At 69.8% G+C, this 22,823-nt stretch carries 24 protein-coding genes; 13 read left to right on the top strand and 11 right to left on the bottom strand.

Translation table 11 applies throughout. The features are described 5' to 3' along the window. Positions 1 to 37 precede the first annotated feature (37 nt). Entirely contained in the window at positions 38 to 1,240 is a 1,203-nt protein-coding gene (locus FIU83_RS00310; RefSeq protein WP_152482219.1) for an EAL and HDOD domain-containing protein, read from the bottom strand. 46 nt (positions 1,241 to 1,286) lie between these two features. Further along, complete coding sequence (locus FIU83_RS00305) at positions 1,287 to 2,489, bottom strand: ISL3 family transposase (protein WP_152482218.1); 1,203 nt, start codon at positions 2,487 to 2,489, stop codon at positions 1,287 to 1,289. A 278-nt stretch (positions 2,490 to 2,767) separates the two neighbouring features. Between FIU83_RS00305 and FIU83_RS00300 the strand changes: the two genes are divergently transcribed. Next, complete coding sequence (locus FIU83_RS00300) at positions 2,768 to 3,610, top strand: motility protein A (protein ID WP_152482217.1); 843 nt, start codon at positions 2,768 to 2,770, stop codon at positions 3,608 to 3,610. After that, on the top strand, positions 3,603 to 4,289 hold the full coding sequence (locus FIU83_RS00295; protein WP_152482216.1) for an OmpA family protein: 687 nt from the start codon (positions 3,603 to 3,605) through the stop codon (positions 4,287 to 4,289). The genes FIU83_RS00300 and FIU83_RS00295 overlap by 8 nt, the downstream gene beginning before the upstream one ends. 220 nt (positions 4,290 to 4,509) lie before the next feature. Here the strand turns inward: FIU83_RS00295 and FIU83_RS00290 are convergent, their stop codons facing one another. Then, a complete protein-coding gene (locus FIU83_RS00290; protein WP_152482215.1) occupies positions 4,510 to 5,286 on the bottom strand; it encodes a ferredoxin--NADP reductase in 777 nt (258 codons plus the stop codon). A gap of 159 nt (positions 5,287 to 5,445) precedes the next feature. Here FIU83_RS00290 and FIU83_RS00285 point away from each other — a divergent pair, with 159 nt between their 5' ends. Then, positions 5,446 to 6,372, top strand: coding sequence for a LysR family transcriptional regulator (locus FIU83_RS00285; protein ID WP_152482214.1), 927 nt, complete (start codon positions 5,446 to 5,448; stop codon positions 6,370 to 6,372). A 64-nt stretch (positions 6,373 to 6,436) separates the two neighbouring features. Here FIU83_RS00285 and FIU83_RS00280 read toward each other — a convergent pair whose 3' ends face one another. After that, a complete protein-coding gene (locus tag FIU83_RS00280) occupies positions 6,437 to 6,865 on the bottom strand; it encodes a host attachment protein (protein WP_152482213.1) in 429 nt (142 codons plus the stop codon). 211 nt (positions 6,866 to 7,076) lie between these two features. On the opposite strand from FIU83_RS00280, the gene FIU83_RS00275 reads away from it, so the two are divergent. Continuing rightward, positions 7,077 to 7,550, top strand: a complete 474-nt coding sequence (locus FIU83_RS00275) for a hypothetical protein (protein ID WP_152482212.1) — start codon at positions 7,077 to 7,079, stop codon at positions 7,548 to 7,550. A gap of 42 nt (positions 7,551 to 7,592) precedes the next feature. On the opposite strand, the gene FIU83_RS00270 is transcribed toward FIU83_RS00275, so the two are convergent. After that, entirely contained in the window at positions 7,593 to 7,949 is a 357-nt protein-coding gene (locus FIU83_RS00270; RefSeq protein ID WP_253939507.1) for a VanZ family protein, read from the bottom strand. A gap of 34 nt (positions 7,950 to 7,983) precedes the next feature. Continuing rightward, a complete protein-coding gene (hemE, locus tag FIU83_RS00265) occupies positions 7,984 to 9,060 on the bottom strand; it encodes a uroporphyrinogen decarboxylase (protein ID WP_152482210.1) in 1,077 nt (358 codons plus the stop codon). A gap of 155 nt (positions 9,061 to 9,215) precedes the next feature. On the opposite strand from hemE, the gene ribA reads away from it, so the two are divergent. Together ribA and FIU83_RS00255 are read left to right on the top strand one after the other, a co-directional pair. After that, positions 9,216 to 9,851 carry a GTP cyclohydrolase II gene (ribA, locus tag FIU83_RS00260; protein ID WP_152482209.1) on the top strand — a complete coding sequence of 212 codons (636 nt, stop codon included), beginning with the start codon at positions 9,216 to 9,218 and terminating at the stop codon, positions 9,849 to 9,851. 69 nt (positions 9,852 to 9,920) lie between these two features. Further along, positions 9,921 to 10,592, top strand: coding sequence for a hemolysin III family protein (locus FIU83_RS00255; protein ID WP_152482208.1), 672 nt, complete (start codon positions 9,921 to 9,923; stop codon positions 10,590 to 10,592). Positions 10,593 to 10,608: 16 nt separating this feature from the next. Here the strand turns inward: FIU83_RS00255 and FIU83_RS00250 are convergent, their stop codons facing one another. Next, positions 10,609 to 11,229, bottom strand: coding sequence for a glutathione S-transferase family protein (locus FIU83_RS00250; protein WP_152482207.1), 621 nt, complete (start codon positions 11,227 to 11,229; stop codon positions 10,609 to 10,611). A 277-nt stretch (positions 11,230 to 11,506) separates the two neighbouring features. Between FIU83_RS00250 and FIU83_RS00245 the strand changes: the two genes are divergently transcribed. Together FIU83_RS00245 and FIU83_RS00240 are read left to right on the top strand one after the other, a co-directional pair. Continuing rightward, on the top strand, positions 11,507 to 11,800 hold the full coding sequence (locus FIU83_RS00245) for a hypothetical protein (RefSeq protein ID WP_152482206.1): 294 nt from the start codon (positions 11,507 to 11,509) through the stop codon (positions 11,798 to 11,800). A gap of 218 nt (positions 11,801 to 12,018) precedes the next feature. Then, positions 12,019 to 12,312 carry a hypothetical protein gene (locus FIU83_RS00240; protein ID WP_152482205.1) on the top strand — a complete coding sequence of 98 codons (294 nt, stop codon included), beginning with the start codon at positions 12,019 to 12,021 and terminating at the stop codon, positions 12,310 to 12,312. Between the two features lie 102 nt (positions 12,313 to 12,414). On the opposite strand, the gene djlA is transcribed toward FIU83_RS00240, so the two are convergent. The 4 genes from djlA to FIU83_RS00220 are packed head-to-tail and all read right to left on the bottom strand — an operon-like array spanning position 12,415 to position 16,303. Further along, positions 12,415 to 13,176, bottom strand: a complete 762-nt coding sequence (gene djlA / locus FIU83_RS00235) for a co-chaperone DjlA (protein WP_152482204.1) — start codon at positions 13,174 to 13,176, stop codon at positions 12,415 to 12,417. 27 nt (positions 13,177 to 13,203) lie between these two features. Next, entirely contained in the window at positions 13,204 to 15,120 is a 1,917-nt protein-coding gene (gene dxs / locus FIU83_RS00230) for a 1-deoxy-D-xylulose-5-phosphate synthase (protein ID WP_152482203.1), read from the bottom strand. A 15-nt stretch (positions 15,121 to 15,135) separates the two neighbouring features. Further along, entirely contained in the window at positions 15,136 to 16,020 is an 885-nt protein-coding gene (locus tag FIU83_RS00225) for a farnesyl diphosphate synthase (RefSeq protein WP_152482202.1), read from the bottom strand. After that, positions 16,010 to 16,303, bottom strand: coding sequence for an exodeoxyribonuclease VII small subunit (locus FIU83_RS00220; RefSeq protein WP_152482201.1), 294 nt, complete (start codon positions 16,301 to 16,303; stop codon positions 16,010 to 16,012). Before FIU83_RS00220 ends, FIU83_RS00225 begins: the two co-directional genes overlap by 11 nt. Before the next feature lie 273 nt (positions 16,304 to 16,576). Between FIU83_RS00220 and serA the strand changes: the two genes are divergently transcribed. The 5 genes from serA (at position 16,577) to FIU83_RS00195 (ending at position 22,782) form a co-directional block, all read left to right on the top strand. Beyond that, entirely contained in the window at positions 16,577 to 17,827 is a 1,251-nt protein-coding gene (serA, locus tag FIU83_RS00215; protein ID WP_152482200.1) for a phosphoglycerate dehydrogenase, read from the top strand. A 352-nt stretch (positions 17,828 to 18,179) separates the two neighbouring features. Continuing rightward, positions 18,180 to 19,529, top strand: coding sequence for an 8-oxoguanine deaminase (locus FIU83_RS00210; protein WP_152482199.1), 1,350 nt, complete (start codon positions 18,180 to 18,182; stop codon positions 19,527 to 19,529). Positions 19,530 to 19,594: 65 nt separating this feature from the next. Continuing rightward, positions 19,595 to 20,941 (top strand): uracil-xanthine permease family protein, encoded by a 1,347-nt coding sequence (locus FIU83_RS00205; RefSeq protein WP_152482198.1) that lies wholly within the window; start codon positions 19,595 to 19,597, stop codon positions 20,939 to 20,941. A gap of 123 nt (positions 20,942 to 21,064) precedes the next feature. After that, the gene (locus tag FIU83_RS00200; protein ID WP_152482197.1) at positions 21,065 to 21,853 is read left to right on the top strand and encodes an enoyl-CoA hydratase; all 789 of its coding nucleotides are present in this window, start codon (positions 21,065 to 21,067) and stop codon (positions 21,851 to 21,853) included. A 101-nt stretch (positions 21,854 to 21,954) separates the two neighbouring features. After that, positions 21,955 to 22,782, top strand: coding sequence for an IclR family transcriptional regulator C-terminal domain-containing protein (locus FIU83_RS00195; protein ID WP_152482196.1), 828 nt, complete (start codon positions 21,955 to 21,957; stop codon positions 22,780 to 22,782). The last annotated feature ends 41 nt before the right edge of the window (positions 22,783 to 22,823 follow it).

Raw genomic sequence — 22,823 nt, 5'->3', positions numbered from 1 at the left:
CGCGCGTCACTTGAGCCCGAAGGCGGGAGACAGGACGCTAGAGGCGCCCCATCAGGGCCGCGGTCTTCTCCAGGGCATCGAGGTAGCAGGCCCTGAGCCGCTCGGCCGGGTGGTGGTCGGGCTCGCTCTCCCCGGGCATGCGCTCCTGCTCCTCGCAGAGCGCCAGGATGGCGCCGAGGGGCCCCTCGTGGCGGGCCAGGGCGCGCTGGACAACGTCGGAGAGCGGCACCTGGGCCAGCAGCGTCGCCTGATCCTCCTCGAGCAGCGCCCCCATCATCGAGAACAGGCCCGTGGTGAAGGCGTCCTCGGGGTCGATGTTGCGGAAGGGCTCCGCCAGGTTCTGACACATGAAGCCGCGGATCAGCGCCAGGCGCAGGGTGATCCGCGACGAGGGCAGGTCGCTGGCCAGCGACATCGTCATCACCAGCCGGCGCAGCTCGTTGAGCCCGAGCACCTGCATCGCCCGCTTGAGGTCCGACGAGGGCTGGCGCTGGCCGAAGTGGCTGGCGTTGGCGCGATGCAGGATGGCGACATGCAGGTGGGGCATCTGCAGCAACAGGTCGTGGAGGCGCAGCAGGTCGGCGTCCTCACGGTAGAGCTCGTTGATCAGCCGCAGCTGGGCGGCCCGGTTGCCGTGGCGGCCCCGGGGCCGGGAGGCCTGGTAGTGCGGCTGGGAGAGGTAGCGCCCGTTGACGAGGTCGCAGCCAAGCTCGAGGCACTGCTCGAGGCGCCCATGATCCGGGATGTGCTCCACCAGCAGTCGGTGGCCGCGCGCCTTGAGGGCGCGCAGGCGTTCGAGGTCGAAGGGCGCGGAGGCGTCGATCTCGACGATGTCGGCCAGCGCCGAGAGTTCGGTCTCCAGGGGATGGCCCGTCGGGTCGGGCACGGCGATGCGGTAGTGGCGCTCGGCGATACGCTCGAGACGTTCGATCACCGCCGGGGTGATCTCGAGCTCGGCCGGCACCCCGATGATCACCCGCTCGGGCGGCGTCGGCAGCAGTTCCGGGCGCATCAGCCACTCGCCGGGCAGCGCGATGAGCAGGGTTCGGGCGGCCTGCCGCTGCGCCTCGTCCAGCTCGTAGATCACGATGCTCAGCGCCTTCGCCAGGTGGCCCACCGGGTCCTCCTCCCCGTCACCAGGCGGCGGGTAGACGAGCCGGTCGGCGACGTGCCGGTAGTCGGCGTCGTGGATCGGATGCAGTGCGATGGTGAAGGCTTCCGTCACGCCCTGGCCTGTCATGCGGTATTACTCCCTGAGACTGATATCTGAAGTACTTATTTTTGGTTCATCGCACTTTGCCGGGAAATGCGGCACGGATCTTCAGGAAGAAGTACGCCGTGTCGCGATACCCGTAGGCCATCCGCTTGATGACCTTGATCCGGTTGTTCATGCCCTCCAGCACGCTGGTGTTCAGCCGGTGCCGGGCGCTGGACAGGATCCCTTCGAGGTACGGGACCAACCGCTTGGCGAAACGTTCCAAGGCCTCGATGCCACTGCTGGTCGCCATGGCATGCCACTCCTGCCAGGCGTTTCGGGCGGTGGCTTCGTCGTCGGCAAACCACAGGGTCTTGAGCTGATCCTTGAGCAGGTACGCCGTGGTCAGTGACGCATTGGCCGCCAGCAGCTCCTCCAGCTTCACCGCCTGCTCGGGCTTGAGATTGTCGGCGTTGCGCAGCAGCAGCCAACGACTGCCCTTGATCACCTTGCGGGCCGCCTTGTCGTCGCGCAGCTGGTTAGCCTGATCGACGCGTACCCGATCCATCACTTCGCGCCCGTACTTGGCCACCACGTGGAAGCGGTCGTAGACCACCTCGGCGTTGGGGCACTGGTCCTTCACCTCACAATCGAAGGCCGAGTTCATGTCCATGGCCACGGCCTCGATCAGCTCTCGTGCCTCGCCCAGCCACGCGAAGAAGGGGCGGATCGACTCGCGGGAGCGGCCTTCGCCGATCCATACCACCTGCTGAGTGTCGGCGCAGGCGACCACGGTGGCGTAGCGGTGTCCCTTGTGCAGGGCAAACTCGTCCATCATCAGCCGCCGCAAGCGTGTCGGATCCGGTGCCGGCAGGTCGCGTTGCAGGCGCTGCTTGTCGATGGTCTTGACGGTATGCCAGTGCAAGCCGACCAGATCCGCGACATGCCGGATCGGCAGCAACGTGACCAGGCGCTCCACCCACTGGCGCAGTGTGGTGGTGACCGGCGAGCGCCCGGGTAGCCAGTCGATGCGCTCTCGTGTCGGACCACAGGTCGGGCAGCGCAGGCGCCGCACCGGGACATCCAGCTCCACTCGGTAGATCAGCAGCGGCGCCTCGCGGACGCGCCGGCGATGCACGTCATGGACCAGGCAACAGGCGTGGTCACAGCCGCTGCAGACAGGCGGGGTCAGGTCATCGGGCTCCAACTGGAGCCGTAGCGTCTGAGGATCCAGGAACTCGTGGTGGGCGACAGTGAACCCTTTCCAGAACAGGCTGAGCGGGGTAGCATCCATGGCAACGGCGGTGTCCGTAGGCTGACGTTTTGGCGAATATCAGCTTACTCGGATTCACCGCCGTTTCTCTATCCAGCCCTCGCCTCAAGCCCTGCCTGTTTCACGCTGATCTGCGAAGAACCTTATTTTTGAGAGCCATTGCCAGCAGATTTTATGATGCAAAGAGTAGCACCCCAGCCAAAGGACTGTCCGTGCCCTGAAGCGCGAGGGTTAAAGTATCCCGCACGGCGTCCGATAATCCCTGTATTTCCCCTTTCACCTACGGTCCGGAGCCGTGAATGAATCCATCGACACTGATCGGCATACTGGCCAGCTGCGTGCTCCTCGCGAGCGTGCTGTTCTTTACCGCCGAGTCCCCGCAGAGCTTCATCAACCTGCCGGGACTCGCCATCGTCGTGGCCGGTACCCTGGCGGCGACCTTCATCAGCTATCCCCTGAAGGAGGTGCTGCGGGTGGTGCGACTGGTCGCCATTGTCTTTCGGCGCGAGAACACCTACATCCGTGACGACATCGCCGAGTTGGTCGACCTCTCCCGGCTGTGGCTCAAGGGCGACGTGCGCTCGGTGGAGAACGCCCTGGAGCACACCCGCAACCCCTTCCTGCGCACCGGCATCCAGCTGGTGATCGCCAACACCAAGGAAGAGGAGATCTTCGATCTTCTGCGCTGGCGGATCTCACGGCTAAAGGCGCGCGAGCATGCCGAGGCCCAGATCTTTCGCACCATGGCCACCTATGCGCCGGCCTTCGGCATGATCGGCACCCTGGTGGGCCTGGTGAACATGCTGGAGGTGATGGAGGCGGGAGACCTGCACGTGATCGGCCCACGCATGGCCGTGGCGCTGCTCACCACCTTCTACGGCATCCTGCTGGCCAACCTGGTCTTCAAGCCGATCGCCGTGAAGCTGGAGCGGCGCACCGAGGAGCGGCTGATCGCCATGAACATGGTGCTCGAGGGCATCTCGCTGATCACCAAGCGGCGCCTGCCCTCCTTCATCGAGGAGACCTTGAACTCCTTCGTCGCCAACTACCACGACGAGATCCGCGACCCGCAGAGCCCCGCCGAACGCCGAGAGGGGGGTGAAGCGGGCCCGCACCGGGGCGAGAAGGGCCAGCATGCATAACCGGTCGATCAGCGAGGCACTCGCTCCCACCGGCCAGGGCGAGGGCGATGGAGATGGCTGGCTGACCAGCTACCTGGACGTGCTGACCCTGCTGATCACCCTGTTCGTGCTGCTGCTCTCGATGGCGGGTAACGGCCAGGCCGGGAGCGACAGCCCCCATGCCGACCCGGCGATCTCGCCCGCCGCCCAGGCGGCCTCGCTGGCGGTGGCCCGCGGCATGGCGCCCGGGGCCACCGGCCTGAGGCCCCGCCACGAGGGCCTTAAGCCGCGCTTCAAGGGCCTCGAGATGGAGGGGGTCAGCGTCGCCGAGGGCAAGGGCGGCATCACCCTGCGCATCGACAACAACCTGCTGTTCGCCAGCGGCCAGGCGCGCCTGACGCGCCGCGGGGAGGGCGTGCTGCAGGGCCTGGTGGCGACGCTCCGGGACTTCGACGGGCGCATCTCGGTCGAGGGCCATACCGACAACGTGCCGATTGCCACGCGTCGCTTCCCCTCCAACTGGGAGCTCTCCACCGGCCGTGCGATCTCGGTGCTGCGCCACCTGGTGAAGAGCGGCCTGTCCGAGTCGCGCCTGCGGGCCATCGGCTACGCCGACACCCAGCCCCTGGAGAGCAACGACAGTCGCGAGGGGCGCGCCGCCAACCGCCGGGTCGAACTGCTGCTGACCCGAGATGCCTGAGGCGACGGCCCTCGGCCAGGCACGGCACGCATCACAAGGACAACAGAGGGTTCGCTGCCCACGAGCCGAGCCGCTGGCCGGCCTCCGAGCTCCTGGGCGAAGCGCTCGCCCCGCCGCGGGCAGCTCGACGAGAAAGCGCGCAAACGAAGGGGCCCGCGACAGTATCGCGGGCCCTTGAATTCGTGACGCTCAGCCGGTGGCGCTCGGCGACGCTCGGCGCTTACTTCTCGACGAAGGCGCGCTCGATCACGTAGTCACCCGGCTCGCCCATCCGCGGCGAGATGGTGAAGCCGAGCTCGTCGAGCAGGGCGCTGGTGTCGTCGAGCATCGCCGGGCTGCCGCAGATCATGGCGCGGTCCTGCTTCGGATCGATGGCCGGCAGGCCCTTGTCGTCGGTGAGCTTGCCGCTGCGGATGTGGTCGGTCAGGCGCCCCATGGTGTGGAACTCCTCGCGGGTCACCGTGGGGTAGTAGATCAGCTTCTCGCTGATCTCCTCGCCCAGGTACTCGTGGGCCGGCAGGTCCTTCTGGATGAAGTCGGCGTAGGCCAGCTCGTTGACGTTGCGCACGCCGTGCACCAGCACCACCTTCTCGAAGCGCTCGTAGACTTCCGGATCCTGGATCAGGCTCATGAAGGGCGCGAGGCCGGTGCCGGTGGAGAGCAGGTAGAGGTTGCGCCCCGGCAGCAGGTCGTCGGTGACCAGGGTGCCGGTGGGCTTGCGGCTGACCATGATCTGGTCGCCCACCTGGAGGTGCTGCAGCCGCGAGGTCAGCGGGCCGTCCGGCACCTTGATGCTGAAGAACTCCAGGTGGTCCTCGTAGTTGGGGCTGGCGATGGAGTAGGCCCGCATCAGCGGCTTGCCGTTCACCTCGAGGCCGATCATCACGAACTGGCCGTTCTTGAAGCGCAGGCTGCGCTCCCGGGTGGTACGGAAACTGAACAGGGTGTCGTTCCAGTGGTGAACGCTGAGAACGTCCTCGAGGGCAAACTTGCTCATGCCGGCTCCTTTGATATTCCAAAAACGAATAGAATTGCCTGGTAGATCGATACGGCAATTCTAAGAGCCGGGGTATTATCTGTTAAATGGATTGTATGGATAACGCTTATCTATACTCTGGATAGACTGAGCCCGGTATCGAACCCGCCAAGGAGCATCATGCGCTACACCCTGCGTCAGCTCGAGGTCTTCGTCGCCGTCGCCCAGCACGAGAGCGTCTCCCGGGCGGCCCGGGCCCTGGCGCTCTCGCAGTCGGCGACCAGCACCGCCCTGGCCGAGCTGGAGCGCCAGTTCGACTGCCGGCTGCTCGACCGCCTCGGCAAGCGCCTCAAGCTCAACGCGCTGGGCTTCCAGCTGCTGCCCAAGGCGGTGGCCCTGCTCGACCGCGCCGAGGAGGTGGAGGAGCTGCTGCGCGGCCAGCAGGGCATCGGCATCCTCGACGTGGGCGCCACCCTGACCATCGGCAACTACCTGGCCACGCTGCTGATCAGCGACTTCATGCAGCGCCACCCGGGCAGCCGGGTGCGCCTCTCGGTGCGCAACACCCGCACCATCATCGAGAGCGTGCGCCAGCACGAGCTCGACCTGGGGCTGGTCGAGGGCCAGTGCGAGGAGGAAGACGTGATCACCCAGCCCTGGGTGGAGGACGAGCTGGCCGTGTTCTGCTCGCCGCGCCACCCGCTGGCCCACGGCGGCCCGGTGGAGCTCGACCGGCTCCTGCGCGAGGCCTGGATCATGCGCGAGCAGGGCTCCGGCACCCGCCTGACCCTGGAGCAGGCCGCGCGTCACCGCCGCGGGCGCTTCAACATCCTGCTCGAGCTGGAGCACACCGAGGGCATCAAGCGGGCAGTGGAATCGGGACTCGGCATCGGCTGCGTCTCCAAGCTCGCGCTGCGCGACGCCTTCCGCCGCGGCAGCCTGGTGCCCATCGCCACCCCGGAGCTCGACCTGAGCCGCCAGTTCACCTTCATCTGGCACCGCCACAAGTACCTGGCCACCGGCATGCGCGAGTTCCTCAAGCTGTGCCGGCAGATGACCGAGGGCATTCGCCGCAGCGACGAGATCGACCTGCCCCAGGTGCCCTGACGCGAAAGGACCAAACGCCAACGGCCCGGCCGAGGGGGCCGGGCCGTTCATCGCGCGGGGGCGCCTAGCGCAGGTCCCGAACCGCCTCCTGGATCTCGGCGACGGAGGCCTTGGTCAGGTCCTTGGCCAGGGAGTGGATCACCCGCTTGGCGGTGGGGCCATCGACCTTGTCGCGCAGCTGGCCGAGGAAGCGCGGCGGGGCCACCAGGATCAGCTTTTCCATGCTGTTGTCGACGCGGGCGCGGTAGAGCCGCTCGGCCACCTCGCGGGCGAACATCTCCTCGTGGTGCTGGGTCGCCACGCTCTCGCCGCCGGCGCTGCGGGCCGTGGTCGAGGTCGACTCGTGGACATCGCCGCCCCGGTCGGTGACCAGGTCGCCCTCGTGCAGGCGCCCCTCGGCGTGCACCAGGCTATCCAGCTCGCTGATCGCGATTCCATCGCGGGTAAACAGGCGTGCCCGCGCCGCATCCGCCACCACGATATAGGTCGTCATAGTCGCTCCTCGATGCCGGTGAGTGGACGAGGATCCGTCCGACGGACAGCCGCCCTCGCCTCTACTTCACCTTGGCAAGCGCCCCGGGGTTGGTCAACAGGCAACGCCGGGACTGCAGCGCGGCGGGAACTGGGGTAGCATCGCGGCTCGCCCGACACGGAGGTCGACGCGCCTCATCGCTGCGATGTGCATTCCCCCGGGAGGATCCCCCATGCGACAGTTCCTGTTTCCCCGCCGGCCGCTGGCTCGCGCCACCGTGCTGACCTGCCACCTGCTGCTGCAGCTCGGCCTGCTGGCCGCGGCCGCCCTGTGGCTGGTCCCCCAGGCGCCGTGGCTCACGATGAGCGACGCGACACCCCACGACTGGCTCCCCCTGGCGCTGGGCGGCGGGCTCTGGCTGCTGGCCGCCATGGCGCTGCGCCTGGTGGCCGAGCTCGCCCTGCTGCCCCACCACCAGGCGGCGCCGCGACCGGGTTTCGCCCCGGCCGCGGTGGTCACCCGCTCCTACGCACGGCGCCCGGCGGTGTATGACGAGGCCGAATGGAGCCGCGAGGCGCGCCGGGCCGCCGACGAGGAGGACGTGGTGGGCCCCCCGCGGGTGGTGCGCCGGGCCACCGATGAGCCCACCCTGGACCTCGCCCGGCCGCACGAGCCGGAGCCGGCGGCCAACGAGCCGCGGCTCTAGGGGCGGGACTGGGGCAGGCGTCGCGGCCTGCCCCCTCCCGGCTTATCCCCGGGTGGGGCGGCGCCCCTTCAGATGGCGCAGGACCCTGAGCGCGACCACCGCACAGGCCGCCCCCAGGGTGTTGGCGAGGATATCGTGCCCGTCGCCGCCGAAGCGGCCCGGCACGGGGATCTGGGCGACCTCGATGGTCACGCCGAAGAGCACGCTGATCAGCAGGGCCAGGGGCAGGCGCACCCCGGCGAGCCCGATCAGGCCCGCCAGGCCACCGTAGCCGATGAAGTGGCTGGCCTTGTCCCAGGGGAGCGAAGCGGGCAGCTCGCTGCCCGGGGTCAGGCTGCCCCAGGCGATCGTGAGCGCCGCCAGCACGGCCAGCGCCGCCCAGAGGCGGCGCCATGTCACCTGATCTTTCGTCACGCCCGGCGCCATCGCCGGTTCACTCCTGGGCGATCTGGCGGTGATAGGCCGGGCTCAGGTCGTGCAGGGCGTCCATGAAGGCCGTGACGTGGTCCGGGTCGGTGAACTGGCTGATGCCGTGGCCCAGGTTGAAGATGTGCCCGGGGCCTTGGCCGTAGCTGTCGAGGATACGCGCCACCTCGGCGCGGATCGCCGCGGGACGGGCGAAGAGCACGTTGGGGTCGAGGTTGCCCTGCAGGGCGACGCGATGGCCGACCCGCGCCCGGGCGGAGGAGAGCTCGGTGCTCCAGTCCAGGCCCACGGCGTCGGAGCCCGCCGCCGCGATGTCCTCGAGCCACTGGCCACCGTTCTTGGTGAACAGGATCACCGGCACCCGGCGCCCCTCGTGCTCGCGGATCAGGCCGGCCACGATCTGCTCCATGTAGCGCAGCGAGAACTCCAGGTAGGCCGGCGTCGACAGCGCCCCGCCCCAGGTATCGAAGATCTGCACCGCCTGGGCCCCGGCGCGGATCTGGGCGTTGAGGTAGTCGGTGACCGCGTGGGCCAGCTTGTCGAGCAGCCGGTGCATGGCATCCGGCGCGTCGTAGAGCATCGTCTTGACGTGGCGGAAGTCCTTGCTGGAGGCGCCCTCCACCATGTAGGTGGCCAGCGTCCAGGGGCTGCCGGAGAAGCCGATCAGCGGTACCCGGCCGCCCAGTTCGCGGCGGATGGTCGAGACGGCCCGCATCACGTAGTCCAGGTCGCGCTCGGCGTCCGGCACCGCCAGGGCGTCCACCTCGGCCGCGGTGCGCACCGGCTTGCGGAATTTCGGCCCCTCGCCGGTCTCGAAGTAGAGCCCCAGCCCCATGGCGTCGGGGATGGTGAGGATGTCCGAGAAGAGGATGGCCGCGTCCAGCGGATAGCGCTCCAGGGGCTGCAGGGTGACCTCGCAGGCCAGCTCCTGGTTGCGGCACAGATCCATGAAGCTGCCGGCCTGGGCCCGCACCTCACGATACTCCGGCAGGTAGCGACCGGCCTGACGCATCATCCAGACCGGGGTACGGTCGACGGGTTGACGCGCCAGGGCGCGCAGAAAGCGGTCGTTCTTGAGTTCCATGCGCACACTCGTCCACGGAAAATGTGGGCGCCATTGTACCCCATCGAAGGCGCCTGGGATGAGCCCCGTGACGCATACGGTGAGCCTGCCCGGCCTTCCTGTTAGAATGAGCCTTCACTCGTCGGCAACGCCGTGGTCTTCCTCCGAGGTACATCGTGACGATTCGATTCATCGCCGCCTCCCGGCTGCCCACCCCCTGGGCCACCTTCACCATGCACGGCTTCGAGGACGAGGCCACCGGCAAGGATCACATCGCCCTGACCCTGGGCGACGTGGCCGATGGCGAACCGGTGCTGGGCCGGGTCCACTCGGAGTGCCTGACCGGCGATGCGCTCTTCTCGATGCGCTGCGACTGCGGCTTCCAGCTCCAGGAGGCACTCAAGCGCATCGCCGAGGAGGGCCGCGGGGTGCTGCTCTACCTGCGCCAGGAGGGGCGCGGCATCGGCCTGCTCAACAAGATCCGCGCCTACCACCTCCAGGACCAGGGCGCCGACACCGTGGAGGCCAACGAGCAGCTGGGCTTCGCCGCCGACCTGCGCCGCTACGACCTCTGCGTGCCGATGCTCGACCACCTCCAGATCACGGCCCTCAGGTTGATGACCAACAACCCGCGCAAGGTCGATGCCCTGACCCAGGCCGGCGTGACGGTCAGGGAACGCGTGCCGCTGACCACCGGTCTAAACCCGCACAACGAACAATACCTGACCACCAAGGCGGGCAAGCTGGGCCACATGATGGCCCTGGGCGACTTCACCCAGGCCGACGACGTGGACATCGAACGCAAGCCCTGACCCCTCGCGACGCGCCGACCGGCATCGGGCGACCGGCATCGGGGTGGTGGCCTGACAGGAGGCACCCCGATGACACCCTCCCCGGCGCACGGCGCATCCCCCTACAGCGTGCTCGAGGAGCGGCTGCACAGCATCAGCCACGGCATCGGCGCCGTCCTGAGCCTCGCCGGGCTGGTGGTGCTGCTGGTGCTCGCCGGCCTCGGCACCCAGGCCGACCCCTGGAAGATCGTCGGCATCAGCCTCTACGGCACCAGCCTGGTGCTGCTCTACACCGCCTCCACCCTCTATCACGGGGTGCGTCATCCGCGCCTGAAGCGCCTGTTCCAGCACCTGGACCACTGCGCGATCTACCTGCTGATCGCCGGCACCTACACGCCCTTCCTGCTGGTCAACCTGCGCGGCCCCACGGGCTGGACGCTGCTCGCCACGGTCTGGTCGCTGGCGCTGGCCGGCATCGCCTGCAAGCTCGCCTGGCCCCATCGCTTCGAGGCGCTGCGGGTCGCCATCTACCTGCTGATGGGCTGGCTGATCGTGCTGGCCGGCGACGCCCTGGCCGCCCGCCTCTCCACCACCGGCCTCGCGCTGCTGATCGCCGGCGGGCTCACCTACACCCTGGGGGTGGTCTTCTACGCCGTCAGCGCCATCCCCTTCAACCACGCGATCTGGCACCTCTTCGTGATGGGCGGCAGCACCTGCCACTACTTCGCGGTGGTCACCGCCGTCCTGCCCTTCGCGGCCTGAGCCGGCGTCAGTCCGACTAGGCGGCCTCGCGCTCCCGGGCCGTTGCCCGGGTCAGCGCCGGCCGCGCCATGACCCGCTCGCGATAGGCCGAAAGCGCCGGCGGCAGGCGCATCTTGCACTGCTTGGCCCAGGTCAGGGTGTGGGCCAGCAACAGGTCCGCCAGGGTGAAACGCCCCCCCACCAGCCAGCCCTCACCGTCGAAGCATCGCCCCAGCGCCGCCAGCGCCCGCTGGAACTCCCAGGCGGCGGTCGGCAGCACCGCCGGGATGCGCTGCTCGCCCGGCAGCGCGAACTTGTGCTTGGCCTGGGTCCAGAGCGGCTGCTCCAGCTCGCCGATGATGAAGAAGAGCCACTGGTCGACCCGGGCCCGCCCCTCGACGTCCGCCGGCAGCAGGTCGCCCGGCACGCCGTAGCGCTCCGCCAGGTAGCGACAGATCGCCGCCGACTCGAAGAGCGTCAGCGCGTCATCCTCCAGCACCGGCACCTTGCCGTCGGGATGGCGTCTCAGGAAGGCTTCCGACTGGCCCTCCCCGCGCCCCAGGTCGACGTGGCGATAGTCATACGTGAGGCCCAGCTCTTCCAGGGCCCAGGCGACCCGCAGCGAGCGGGAGTTGGGGAAGCCGTAGAGGGTGATCATCGGGCGGTTCCTTGCGCTGTCTCGGTTCCCACCACGCTAGCGCACCCTCGGGGATGTGGCGAGCCAGGCGGCCCGCCCCGCGAGCGCCTGGCGCGGCATGCCGTCGCGAAAGACCTTCGCAATAGACCTTCGCAAAAGACCTTCGCAATAGACCAACGCGCGACAGGCCCGCGATAGCCCCACCCAATCACCCTCATCGAAACCAATAACTATACTAATGTTTAGCTCGCTATTATTATTCATGGCATCCATCCCAATGACGATGAGGCTGTTACCCATGAAGACCACCCTGATCACCGCGACCCTGATGCTCGCCGCCCTGCCGCTCGCCGCCCAGGCCGACCCGGCCTCCGAGCGCGCCTTCCAGCTGAACCAGGAGCCGCTCTCGAGCGTCGTGTCTGCCGACGCCGTCTCCGCCGCGAACGAGGCCACCGTCGACCTCGAGCGCCTCGACGGCGGCAGCGACGCCATGGCCCAGGCCCGCCTGCGGCTGCGCTCCCAGCAGGCCGCCACGACCGACTTCGCCGACAACGACGACGCTTACCGCCTCGCCCGCGAGGCCACCAGCTAAGGGCTCCGCCCCAGCGCGACCATGCCCGGTACACAAGAAGCCCCCGATCTCGGGGGCTTTTTCGTGGGCGGAGCCGGGGCAAGGCAGGCGGTCAGGCCCGCGTGCGGGCCTTGCGATAGGCCCGCTCAATCGCCCCCATCGAAACCTGTAACTATCCTAACGTTTAGCTCGCTATTATTATTCACGGCATCCATCCATACGACGATGAGGTTTTACCCATGAAGACCACCCTGATCACCGCGACCCTGATGCTCGCCGCCCTGCCGCTCGCCGCCCAGGCCGACCCGGCCTCCGAGCGCGCCTTCCAACTGAACCAGGAGCCGCTCTCGAGCGCCGTGTCCGCCGCGGCCGTCTCCGCCGCGAACGAGGCCACCGTCGACCTCGAGCGCCTCGACGGCGGCAGCGACGCCATGGCCCAGGCCCGCCTGCGGCTGCGCTCCCAGCAGGCCGCCACGACCGACTTCGCCGACAACGACGACGCTTACCGCCTCGCCCGCGAGGCCACTAGCTGAGGGCACCGGCCCGACCCGGGCCACGCCCGGCACGCAACACGCAAAAAGCCCCCGATCTCGGGGGCTTTTTCGTGGGCGCTGCCGCGGTGACGCGGCGCGGGATCAGGCCGTCTCGCGGGCCTTGCGAATGCGCTCGTAGGCGTTGCCGATCTCGCTGGTCCGCTCCTTGGCCATCTCGCGCATGCTCTCGGGCAGCCCCTTGGCGGCCAGCTTGTCGGGGTGGTTCTCGCTCATCAGCCGGCGGTAGGCCTTCTTGACCTCGGCATCGCTGGCCTCGGCCGCGACGCCCAGCACTCGATAGGCGTCCTCCAGCGAGGGGCCCTGGTCGCGCGCCGCCTGGGGGCCACCGCGCAGCATCGCCTCGATCTGGGCGATCTCGGCCTCGGAGCAGCCCAGGCCCCGCGCCACCCGCAGCAGCATCTCATGCTCGGCGGGATGCAGCTCGCCGTCGGCGGCGATGGCCGCGAGCTGCACCTGCAGGAACACCTGCAACAGGGCGTGCTGGCGGCCGACGACCTGGCGCACCTTGGCGAGCTCCGCCTCCAGGTCGAAGTCCGGCGCCTTGCCGCGGGTGAAGGCGGCCCGCGCCTGGGCACGCTGCGCCTCATTGAGCCGCAGGCGATCCCACAGCTGCCGGGAGGCCTCCAGTTCATCCTCGGTGACGCGGCCGTCGGCCTTGCACATGCAGCCCATCACCGCGAAGGTCGAGTCGAGGAATTGCGCCTGGGCGCCGGCCAGCCGGCCCAGCACGCTCTTGCGCAGCCGCCGCACCAGCCAGTAGCCGAGGCCGGCACCGACCAGCAGCCCCAGGGGGCCGCCGATCCAGAAGCCCAGTAGCGCACCGAGCAGAGTCAGAAAGAGCATCGTCGCCTCGCAGGTCGGGGGAAGGAATCAGCCCAGCCGGGCACGGATCGCCGCCTCGATGCCGTCGGCATCGAGGCCGCACTCGACGAGCAGCTCGGCGGGCTTGCCGTGCTCCACGAAGGCGTCGGGCAGGCCCAGGTTGAGCACCTCGACGGCGGCGCCCTCGGCCATCAGCAGCTCGTTGACGGCACTGCCCGCGCCGCCGGCGACCACGTTCTCCTCCAGGGTCACCAGCAGGTCGTGGTCGTCGGCGGCCGCCAGCACGGCGTCGCGATCCAGCGGCTTGATCGAGCGCATGTTGAGGTGCGTGGCGTCGAGGCGCTCGGCGACCTCGGCCGCCGGGCCGTTGAGGCTGCCGAAGGCAAGCAGCGCCACCCGCGCCTCGCCGCGCCGCCGCCACTCGGCCCGGCCGATCTCCAGAGGCTCGAGGTGGTCGGGCATCGCGACCCCCGGCCCGGTGCCGCGGGGGTAGCGCACCGCCGCCGGGCCGGGATGCCGGTAGGCGGCGCTGAGCATGGCCCGGCACTCGGCCTCGTCGGCCGGCGCCAGCACCACGAGCCCGGGGATGCAGCGCAGGTAGGAGAGGTCCAGGCTGCCGTGGTGGGTGGGGCCGTCCTCGCCCACCAGACCGGCGCGGTCGATGGCGAAGGTGACGTCGAGCTCCTGCACCGCCACGTCGTGGATCAGCTGGTCGTAGCCGCGCTGCAGGAAGGTGGAGTAGATCGCCACCACCGGCTTCATCGCCTCGCAGGCCATGCCCGCGGCCAGGGTCACGGCGTGCTGCTCGGCGATCGCCACGTCGAAGTAGCGCTCAGGGTACTCCTTGGAGAAGCGCACCAGGTCGGAGCCCTCGCGCATCGCCGGGGTGATGCCGATCAGCCGCGGGTCCGCCGCCGCCATGTCGCAGAGCCAGTCGCCGAAGACGCTGCAGTACTTCTTCGGCTTGGGCCCGGCCGGGGTGGCCGGCGTGAGCGGCGGCGGGGTCGCGCCCGGCTTCTCCGGCTCCCGCTTTTCGAGCTTGGTGATGGCGTGGTAGCCGATGGGGTCGGCCTCGGCGGGCAGGAAACCCTTGCCCTTGCGGGTCTTCACGTGGAGGAACTGCGGCCCCTCCAGGTCACGCATGTTGCCCAGGGTCTCCACCAGCAGCGGCAGGTCGTGGCCGTCGATGGGCCCGATGTAATTGAAGCCCAGCTCCTCGAAGAGCGTGGCCGGGCTGATCATGCCCTTCATGTGCTCCTCGGTGCGCCGCGCCAGCTCCAGGGCGCCGGGCAGGTGGGAGAGCACCTTCTTGCCGCTTTCGCGCATGCTGGTGTAGGGCTTGCTGGTGAGGATGCGCGCCAGGTAGCTGGCCATGCCGCCGACGTTCTCGGAGATCGACATCTCGTTGTCGTTGAGCACCACCAGCAGGTTGGCATCGACGTGACCGGCATGGGCCAGGGCCTCGAAGGCCATGCCGGCGGTCAGGGCGCCGTCGCCGATCACCGCGCAGACCCGGCGCGACTCGCCGCGGGTCCGGGCGGCCAGCGCCATGCCCAGCGCCGCCGAGATCGAGGTGCTGGAGTGGCCGACGCCGAAGGTGTCGAACTCCGACTCGGCGCGCCGCGGGAAGGCGGCCAGGCCGCCGTACTGGCGGATGCCGGTCATCGCCTCGCGGCGGCCGGTGAGGATCTTGTGGGGGTAGGCCTGGTGGCCCACGTCCCACACCAGCCGGTCGTGGGGCGTCTCCAGGGCCTGGTGCAGGGCCACGGTGAGCTCCACCACGCCGAGGCCCGCGCCGAAGTGGCCGCCGGAGACGCCCACGCTGTAGAGCAGATAGGCGCGCAGCTCGTCGGCCACCTGGGCCAGCTGGCCGGCGTTCATGGCGCGCAGGGCGGCCGGCGCCTCCAGGGTGTCGAGCAGCGGCGTCGCCGGACGCTCGATGGGAATGTCATCGAACAGCTTCATGTGGGCCCTGTGGTGTCAGTGGTCACGCTCGATCATGTAGCGGGCCAGGTCGGCCAGGGGCGCCGCGCCCTCGCCCAGCGGCGCCAGGGCCGCCACGCCCGCCTCGACCAGGTCGCGGGCGCGACGGCGGGCGCCCTCGAGCCCCAGCAGGCTCGGATAGGTCGGCTTGGCACGGGCGGCATCGGCGCCGGAGGTCTTGCCGAGGGTGGCGGTGTCGCCGGTCACGTCCAGCACGTCGTCGTGGATCTGGAAGGCCAGGCCGATGGCGTCGGCATAGGCGTCCAGGGCGGCCAGCCGCGGGTCATGCTCGTCGACCGCGATCAGCCCGCCGAGGCGCACCGCCGCGCGGATCAGCGCCCCGGTCTTGTGGCCGTGCATGGTGGCCAGTGCCGTGACGTCCGGCTGGCCGCCCACGGCGGCCAGGTCCAGCGCCTGGCCGGCCACCATGCCGTCGCGCCCGGCGGCCCGGGCGAGCCCGGCGACCAGGGCGCCGGTCCGCGGGTGCTTGCTTGTCGCCAGCACCTCGAAGGCCAGCGCCTGGAGGGCGTCGCCGGCCAGGATCGCCGTGGCCTCGTCATAGGCGCGATGCACCGTGGGCTGGCCGCGACGCAGGTCATCGTCGTCCATCGCCGGCAGGTCGTCGTGGACCAGCGAGTAGGCGTGGATCAGCTCCAGCGCCATGGCCGGGGCGTCCAGGTCGTCGTCCGCGGCGCCCAGGGCGCGGCCGGCGGTGTAGACCAGCACCGGGCGCAGGCGCTTGCCGCCCACCAGCAGGGCGTGGCGCATCGCCGCCTCCAGGCGCGGCGAGGGCGCCGCCCGCTCGGTGAAAAGCGACGCGAGACGAGCGTCGACCCGAGTACGGTCCGCGGCCAGCCGGGCCGTCAGTTGATCAGCGCTCACCGTCGTCCTCCGCGGATGGGGCCTCGAAGGGCGCGAGATCGACGCCACCGCCGTCGCCCTCGGTCAGGGTGCGCACCTTGAGCTCGGCCTCGTCGAGTCGCCGCTGGGCGTCCCGGGTCAGGCGCACGCCCTGCTCGAAGGCCGCGAGCGAGCCCTCCAGCGACAGCTCGCCGGACTCCAGGCGCTCGACGAGCTGCTCGAGCCGCTCGACGGTGGCGGCGAAGTCGGCCGGGGCCGCCTCGTCGCCGGCCCCGTCCCTGCCTTGACTATGGTGTTCCGCCATCGCCTCTACTCGCCGGTGGATGATACGTGGCCCGACAGTATACACGCTCTCCCCGGGGGGTCGTCTGCCCCGGCCCGCGGGGGTGCCAACATGCAGGCCGCTCATCCTCGCCCCACAGCATTTTCATCCCGACTCATGCCGGCTGTGGTACTATAGCGGCCCTGTTTCGAGCCTGCCTTGCCCCGGGCGAAGCGCAACCGGCCGGCCCCAGGCTCATCAGCATCTTCATGACACATGCATGCGGCGCGCGCCGACGAAGGGGTTGAATCGACCATGGCCAAAACGTCCCTGGACAAGAGCAAGATCAAGATCCTGCTGCTCGAGGGCGTCCACCAGAGTGCGGTGGACAATCTTCTCAATGCCGGTTACACCAACATCGAACACCTGCCGACCTCGCTCGATGAAGCGACGCTGATCGAGAAGATCCGCGACGTTCACTTCATCGGCATCCGTTCGCGGACCCAGCTCAACGAGCGCGTCTTCGACGCCGCCGAGAAGCTGGTGGCGGTGGGCTGCTTCTGCATCGGCACCAACCAGGTCGATCTCGACGCCGCCCTGGTGCGCGGCATCCCGGTCTTCAACGCTCCCTACTCCAACACCCGCTCGGTCGCCGAGCTGGTGCTGGCCGAGGCCATCATGCTGCTGCGCGGCATCCCCGAGAAGAGCCACCATGCCCATCAGGGCGGCTGGCTGAAATCGGCCAAGAACTCCCACGAGGCGCGCGGCAAGACCCTCGGCATCATCGGCTACGGCAGCATCGGCTCGCAGCTCTCGGTGCTCTCCGAGTCCCTGGGCTTCGACGTCATCTACTACGACGTGGTGACCAAGCTCGCCATGGGCAACGCCCGCCAGGTGGGCAGCCTCGAGGAGCTGCTGGCCCGCGCCGACGTGGTCAGCCTGCACGTGCCGGACCTCGCCTCCACCCGCTGGATGATCGGCGAGGCCGAGATCGCCCTGATGAAGCCGGGCAGCATCCTGATCAACGCCTCGCGCGGCAGCGTGGTGGTGATCGAGGCGCTGGCCGCGGCCCTCGAGGCCGGCCGCCTCGCCGGCGCCGCCGTCGACGTCTTCCCGGTCGAGCCCAAGGGCAACGACGAAGAGTTCGTCAGCCCGCTGCGCGGCCTGGCCAATGTCATCCTCACCCCGCACATCGGCGGCTCCACCCTCGAGGCCCAGGAGAACATCGGCATCGAGGTCTCCGAGAAGCTGGTGACCTACTCCGACAACGGCACCACCGTCAGCTCGGTCAACTTCCCCGAGGTCGCCCTGCCGGCCCACCCGGGCAAGCACCGCCTGCTGCACATCCACGACAACGTGCCCGGCGTGCTCTCCGAGATCAACCGCGTGCTCTCCGAGAACGGCATCAACATCCTCGGCCAGTACCTGCAGACCAACGAGCGCATCGGCTACGTGGTCATCGACGTCGACCAGGACTACGGCGCGAAGGCCCTGGAGGCCCTGAGCCAGGTGACCCACACCAAGCGCGTGCGGGTGCTCTACTCCGAGTCCAGCTTCGAGGGCTGAACCTCGCCTCGAGGCCCGGGCCACGCCAACACCGCCGCGTCATCGACGCGGCGGTGTTGTTGGTGGGCATGAGACGCCTCTTTCCCCCTCCGCTCCCCGCTCAAGGCAGCCCGCCCTGCCGCAGGGCCGGCGCGATGCACCCGAGCTCAAGAACGGGGCCAGCATGGCGCGCCCGTCTTGACAGGGGGCACGCCCCCTCGCATCTTGTACACAATGCCTGGATCGATTTCAGCCCGGCATCGTACACATGAGCGCAAAGGCACCTGAACCAAGGCACCAGCTCCCGGTGAGACTTGAGTAACCCTTTGTCCACAAACAGGGGCCACCGCCGGTGGTCCCTCAGGAGGACAACATGGCCCCGACCTCTCCGACCCTCTGGATCCGCCACCCCCGCGCCTGCAGCGATCCCGCCGCCGCCGGCGGGGTGGTGATCCGCGATGAACGCATCGTCGAGGCCGTACCGGCGGGCGCCACGCCCGCCACGCCGATCGATGCCGCCTTCGATGCCTCTCGGCACGTGCTGCTGCCCGGGTTGGTGAACACTCACCACCACTTCTATCAGACCCTGACCCGCGCCTATTCGCCGGCGCTGAACAAGGCACTGTTCCCCTGGCTGACGACGCTCTACGACGTCTGGGCCCACCTCACCGAGGAGCAGCTGGCCGTCGCCAGCGAGCTGGCCATGGTCGAGCTCTTGATGAGCGGCTGCACCACCGTGGCCGACCACCACTACGTGTTCTCCGGCGCGCTTGAACACGCCATCGACGTCCAGGTGGCGACCGCCCGGCGACTCGGCGTGCGCGCCGCCCTGACCCGCGGCTCGATGAGCGTGGGCCGCGACGACGGCGGCCTGCCGCCCCAGTCGGTGGTGCAGGACGAGCGCACCATCCTCGACGAGAGCGCGCGGCTGATCGACGCCTACCACCAGCGCGGCGACGGCGCCATGACCACCATCGCCCTGGCGCCCTGCTCGCCGTTCTCGGTGAGCCGCGAGCTGATGCAGGAGAGCGCGCGGCTGGCCGAGGAGAAGGACGTGCGCCTGCACACCCACCTGGCCGAGACCGAGGACGAGACCGCCTACTGCGAGCGACTGTTCGGGATGCGCCCGCTGGACTACCTGGAGGCCACCGGCTGGCTCTCGTCGCGCACCTGGCTGGCCCACGGCATCCACTTCGACGACGGCGAGATCGCCCGGCTCGGCGCCGCCGGCACCGGCATCGCCCACTGCCCGTCGTCGAACATGGTGCTGGGCTCGGGGCTGTGCCGCACCCTGGAGCTGGAGGCCGCCGGCTGCCCGGTGGGCCTGGCGGTGGACGGCTCGGCCTCCAACGACCACTCCAACCTCGCCGAGGAGATGCGCCAGGCGCTGCTGCTCGGCCGGCTGCGCTACTCACCGAGCGAGGTCAGCCACGACGACGTGATCCGCTGGGCGACCCGCGGCTCGGCCGGCTGCCTGGGCCGCGACGACATCGGCGGCCTGGCGCCCGGCCAGCAGGCCGACCTGGCGCTGTTCCGCCTCGACGAGGCCCGCTTCTCCGGCGCCGAGAATCCCGTCGCCGCGCTGCTGCTGTGCGGCGCCCATCGCGCCGACCGGGTGATGGTCGCCGGCCGGTGGCGGGTGGCCGAGGGGCGGCCGCTGGGCATCGACCTCGACGAGCTGCTGGCCCGCCACGACCGCGCGGCCCGGGCGCTGAGGGCCTAACGACACGACGAGACAGGACATCTCCCAGGGTTTCCGCTTCAACAACGACAACAGGAGCCACCACCATGTCGACCCCCGAGACCGCCGGCGAGGCGGCGACGCCACGGGTGCGCAGCACCCACGACGTCAACGCCATGCCGCCCCTGCACCGGGCCATCCCGCTGGGGCTGCAGCACGTGCTGGCGATGTTCGTCGGCAACGTCACCGTGCCGATCATCATCGCCGGCGCCGCCGACCTGCCCGAGGCCCAGACCGCCTTCATGATCCAGGCGGCGATGTTCGTCGCCGGCATCGCGACCCTGGTGCAGTCGCTGGGGCTGGGGCCGATCGGCGCCCGCCTGCCGATCGTCATGGGCACCAGCTTCGGCTTCGTGCCGGTGCTGATCCCCATCGCCGTGGGCATGGGGCTGCCGGCGGCGCTCGGCGCGGCCCTGTGCGGCGGCATCGCCATGGCGCTGGTGGGGCTCTTCCTACCCTGGTTTCGCTTCCTGTTCCCGCCGGTGGTCACCGGCACCTTCGTGATCATGCTCGGCACCCTGCTGATGCCGGTGGGCTTCGCCTACGCCGGCGGCGGCTTCGGTGCCGAGGACTTCGGCGCCCTGCACAACCTGCTGCTGGCGGCGCTGGTGCTGGTGGTCACCCTGGGCCTGCACCAGTTCGGCCGCGGCATCTGGTCCGAGACCGCGCCGCTGATCGGCCTGGTCGTAGGCTACGCGACCGCCATGGCCGCCGGCCTCGTGGACGTCGGCCCGATCGCCGCGGCGGACTGGGTCTCGCTGCCCATGCCGCTGACCATCGGCCTGGAGTTCCACCTGGCCGCCATCCTGCCGGTGGTGCTGCTGGCGGTGGTGACCTGCGCCGAGTCGATCGGCGACATCGTCGGCACCACCGCCGGCGGCCTCGACCGCGAGCCCACGGCCAGGGAGCTCTCCGGCGGGGTGATGGCCGACGGCCTGGCCAGCGTGTTCGCCGCCGTCTTCAACGCCTTCCCGCAGATCAGCTTCAGCCAGAACGTCGGCATGGTGGCGCTGACCGGGGTGGTCAGCCGCTTCGTGGTGGCCATCGGCGGCGGCTTCCTGGTGCTGGCGGGGCTGCTGCCCAAGCTCGGCGGACTGATCTCGAGCATCCCCAACGCCGTGCTGGGCGGCGCCGTGCTGATCATGTTCGGCATGATCGCCAGCGCCGGCATCAAGATGCTCTCCCACATCGACTTCAACAAGCGCAACATGGTGATCATCGGCGTCTCGCTGTCGGCAGCCATCGGCCTGCCGGCCCAGGAGGGCCTCTACGCCGGCCTCGCCGATAACGTCCAGGCGATCATCGAGTCCGGGCTGATTCCCGGCGCGCTGTGCGCCATCGTGCTCAACCTGGTGCTGCCCAGGCAGGAGCGTTCCTTCCGCGACGACGTCTGAAGCACTGTCTCGCGACCGCTCCGTCCGGGGCGGTCGTCGACAGGGGCCGCCTTTGGTCGTAGGCCTCCCCCCGGGCGGCCCGCCTGGCGTTAGGCTGGGGGCTTTACCCCGAGGAGTACGACGATGCAAGACGCGGACGATGCCCCGGTACTGCGCCACGACGCCGACGGCGTGACCACCCTCACCCTGAACCGCCCCGAGCGCTTCAACGCCCTCTCCGAGGAGGTGCTCGAGGCGCTGGCCGCGGCCCTCGACGCGCTCGCCGACGACGGCGAGGTGCGCTGCGTGGTCATCGCCGCCCGGGGCCGCGCCTTCTGCGCCGGCCACGACCTGCGCGAGATGCGCGCGTCGTCCGAGGAGGCCTACTACCGCGACCTCTTCACCCGCTGTGGCGCCCTGATGCAGGCGATCGTCGCCCTGCCGGTTCCGGTCATCGCCCGGGTGCAGGGGCTGGCCACCGCCGCCGGTTGCCAGCTGGTGGCCAGCTGCGACCTGGCCGTCGCGGCACGCAGCGCCCGGTTCGCCGTCTCCGGCATCGGGGTCGGCCTGTTCTGTTCCACCCCGGCGGTGGCACTCTCCCGGGACATCGGCCGCAAGCGGGCCCTGGAGATGCTCTTCACCGGCGAGTTCATCGATGCCGACCGGGCCCACGACTGGGGGCTGGTCAACCGGGTCACCGCCGACGACGCCCTCGACGAGGCGCTCGGTGAGCTGACCGCCAGTATCTGCGCCAAGAGCGCGGTGGCGGTGCGCACCGGCAAGGGCATGTTCCCGCGCCAGCAGGAGATGCCCCTCGCCGAGGCCTACGACTTCGCCGCTCAGGTGATGGCGGGGAACATGATGGCCGAGGACGCCGGCGAGGGGATCGACGCCTTTCTGGAGAAGCGCCCGCCCCGCTGGCGACACCGCTGAGCGTCCGGCCTCACGGCAGGTTGGAAACCATTTCCGAAGCGCGACATCGCCCCGATGGATCGGTATCCTAGGCCGCTAATGCAAGTGACAGGAGAGATCGGGTGACCGAAGGCAAGCGCAGGACGGCGGGGCGTCCCGCCGGTTCAGGCAAGAGCACCAGCGGCCACAGCCAGTCGCTGGTGCGCGGGCTCAACCTGCTCGAGCGCCTGGCGGCGAGCCCCGGCGGCCTCGCCCTGTCGGAGCTGGCCGAGGAGGCGGATTTCGCCCCCTCCACCACGCACCGCCTGCTGCAGGCGCTGCAGAGCCAGGGGTTCGTCACCCAGGACAGCGAGCTCGGCGTCTGGAAGATCGACGTCAAGACCTTCCGCATCGGCAACAGCTTCCTCGAGGCGCGCGACTACCTCGCCACCAGCCGGCCCTTCCTGCGCCGCCTCACGGCGCTGACCGGCGAGACGGCCAACCTCGGCGTGCGCGACGACGGCACCGCGGTGTTCCTCGCCCAGAGCGAATCGCCACAGATGATGCGCATGATCACCCGACTCGGCTCCCGGGCGCCCCTGCACGCCTCCGGCGTGGGCAAGGCCCTGATGGCCTGGCTGCCCGAGGACGAGCTCGAGCGCATCCTCGACGAGCGGGGCCTGGCGCGGGTGACCGAGAACACCCTGCACACGCCCGAGTCGCTGCGCGAGGGCCTGGCCGAGATCCGTCGCCAGGGCTTCGCCTGCGACCGCGAGGAGCACGCCATCGGCCTGCACTGCGTGGCCGCCTGCATCCACGACGAGCACGGCATCCCGCTGGCCGCCATCTCGGTCTCCGGGCCGGTGGCGCGGATTCCCGAGGCGCGGCTGCCGGAGCTCGGCCAGCTGGTCCGCGAGACCGCCGCCGAGATCACCGCGCGCCTGGGCGGCCGGGTGCCGGAGCCCTGGTAGCCGCCCCGTCCCTCGCCACCACGCCCGGCCTCGGCCGGGCG

It is taken from the genome of Halomonas sp. THAF5a (assembly GCF_009363755.1).
Lineage (GTDB): Bacteria > Pseudomonadota > Gammaproteobacteria > Pseudomonadales > Halomonadaceae > Halomonas.
The sequence above is the reverse complement of the archived record's forward strand: the minus strand, read 5'-3'. Positions and strand labels throughout refer to the sequence as shown.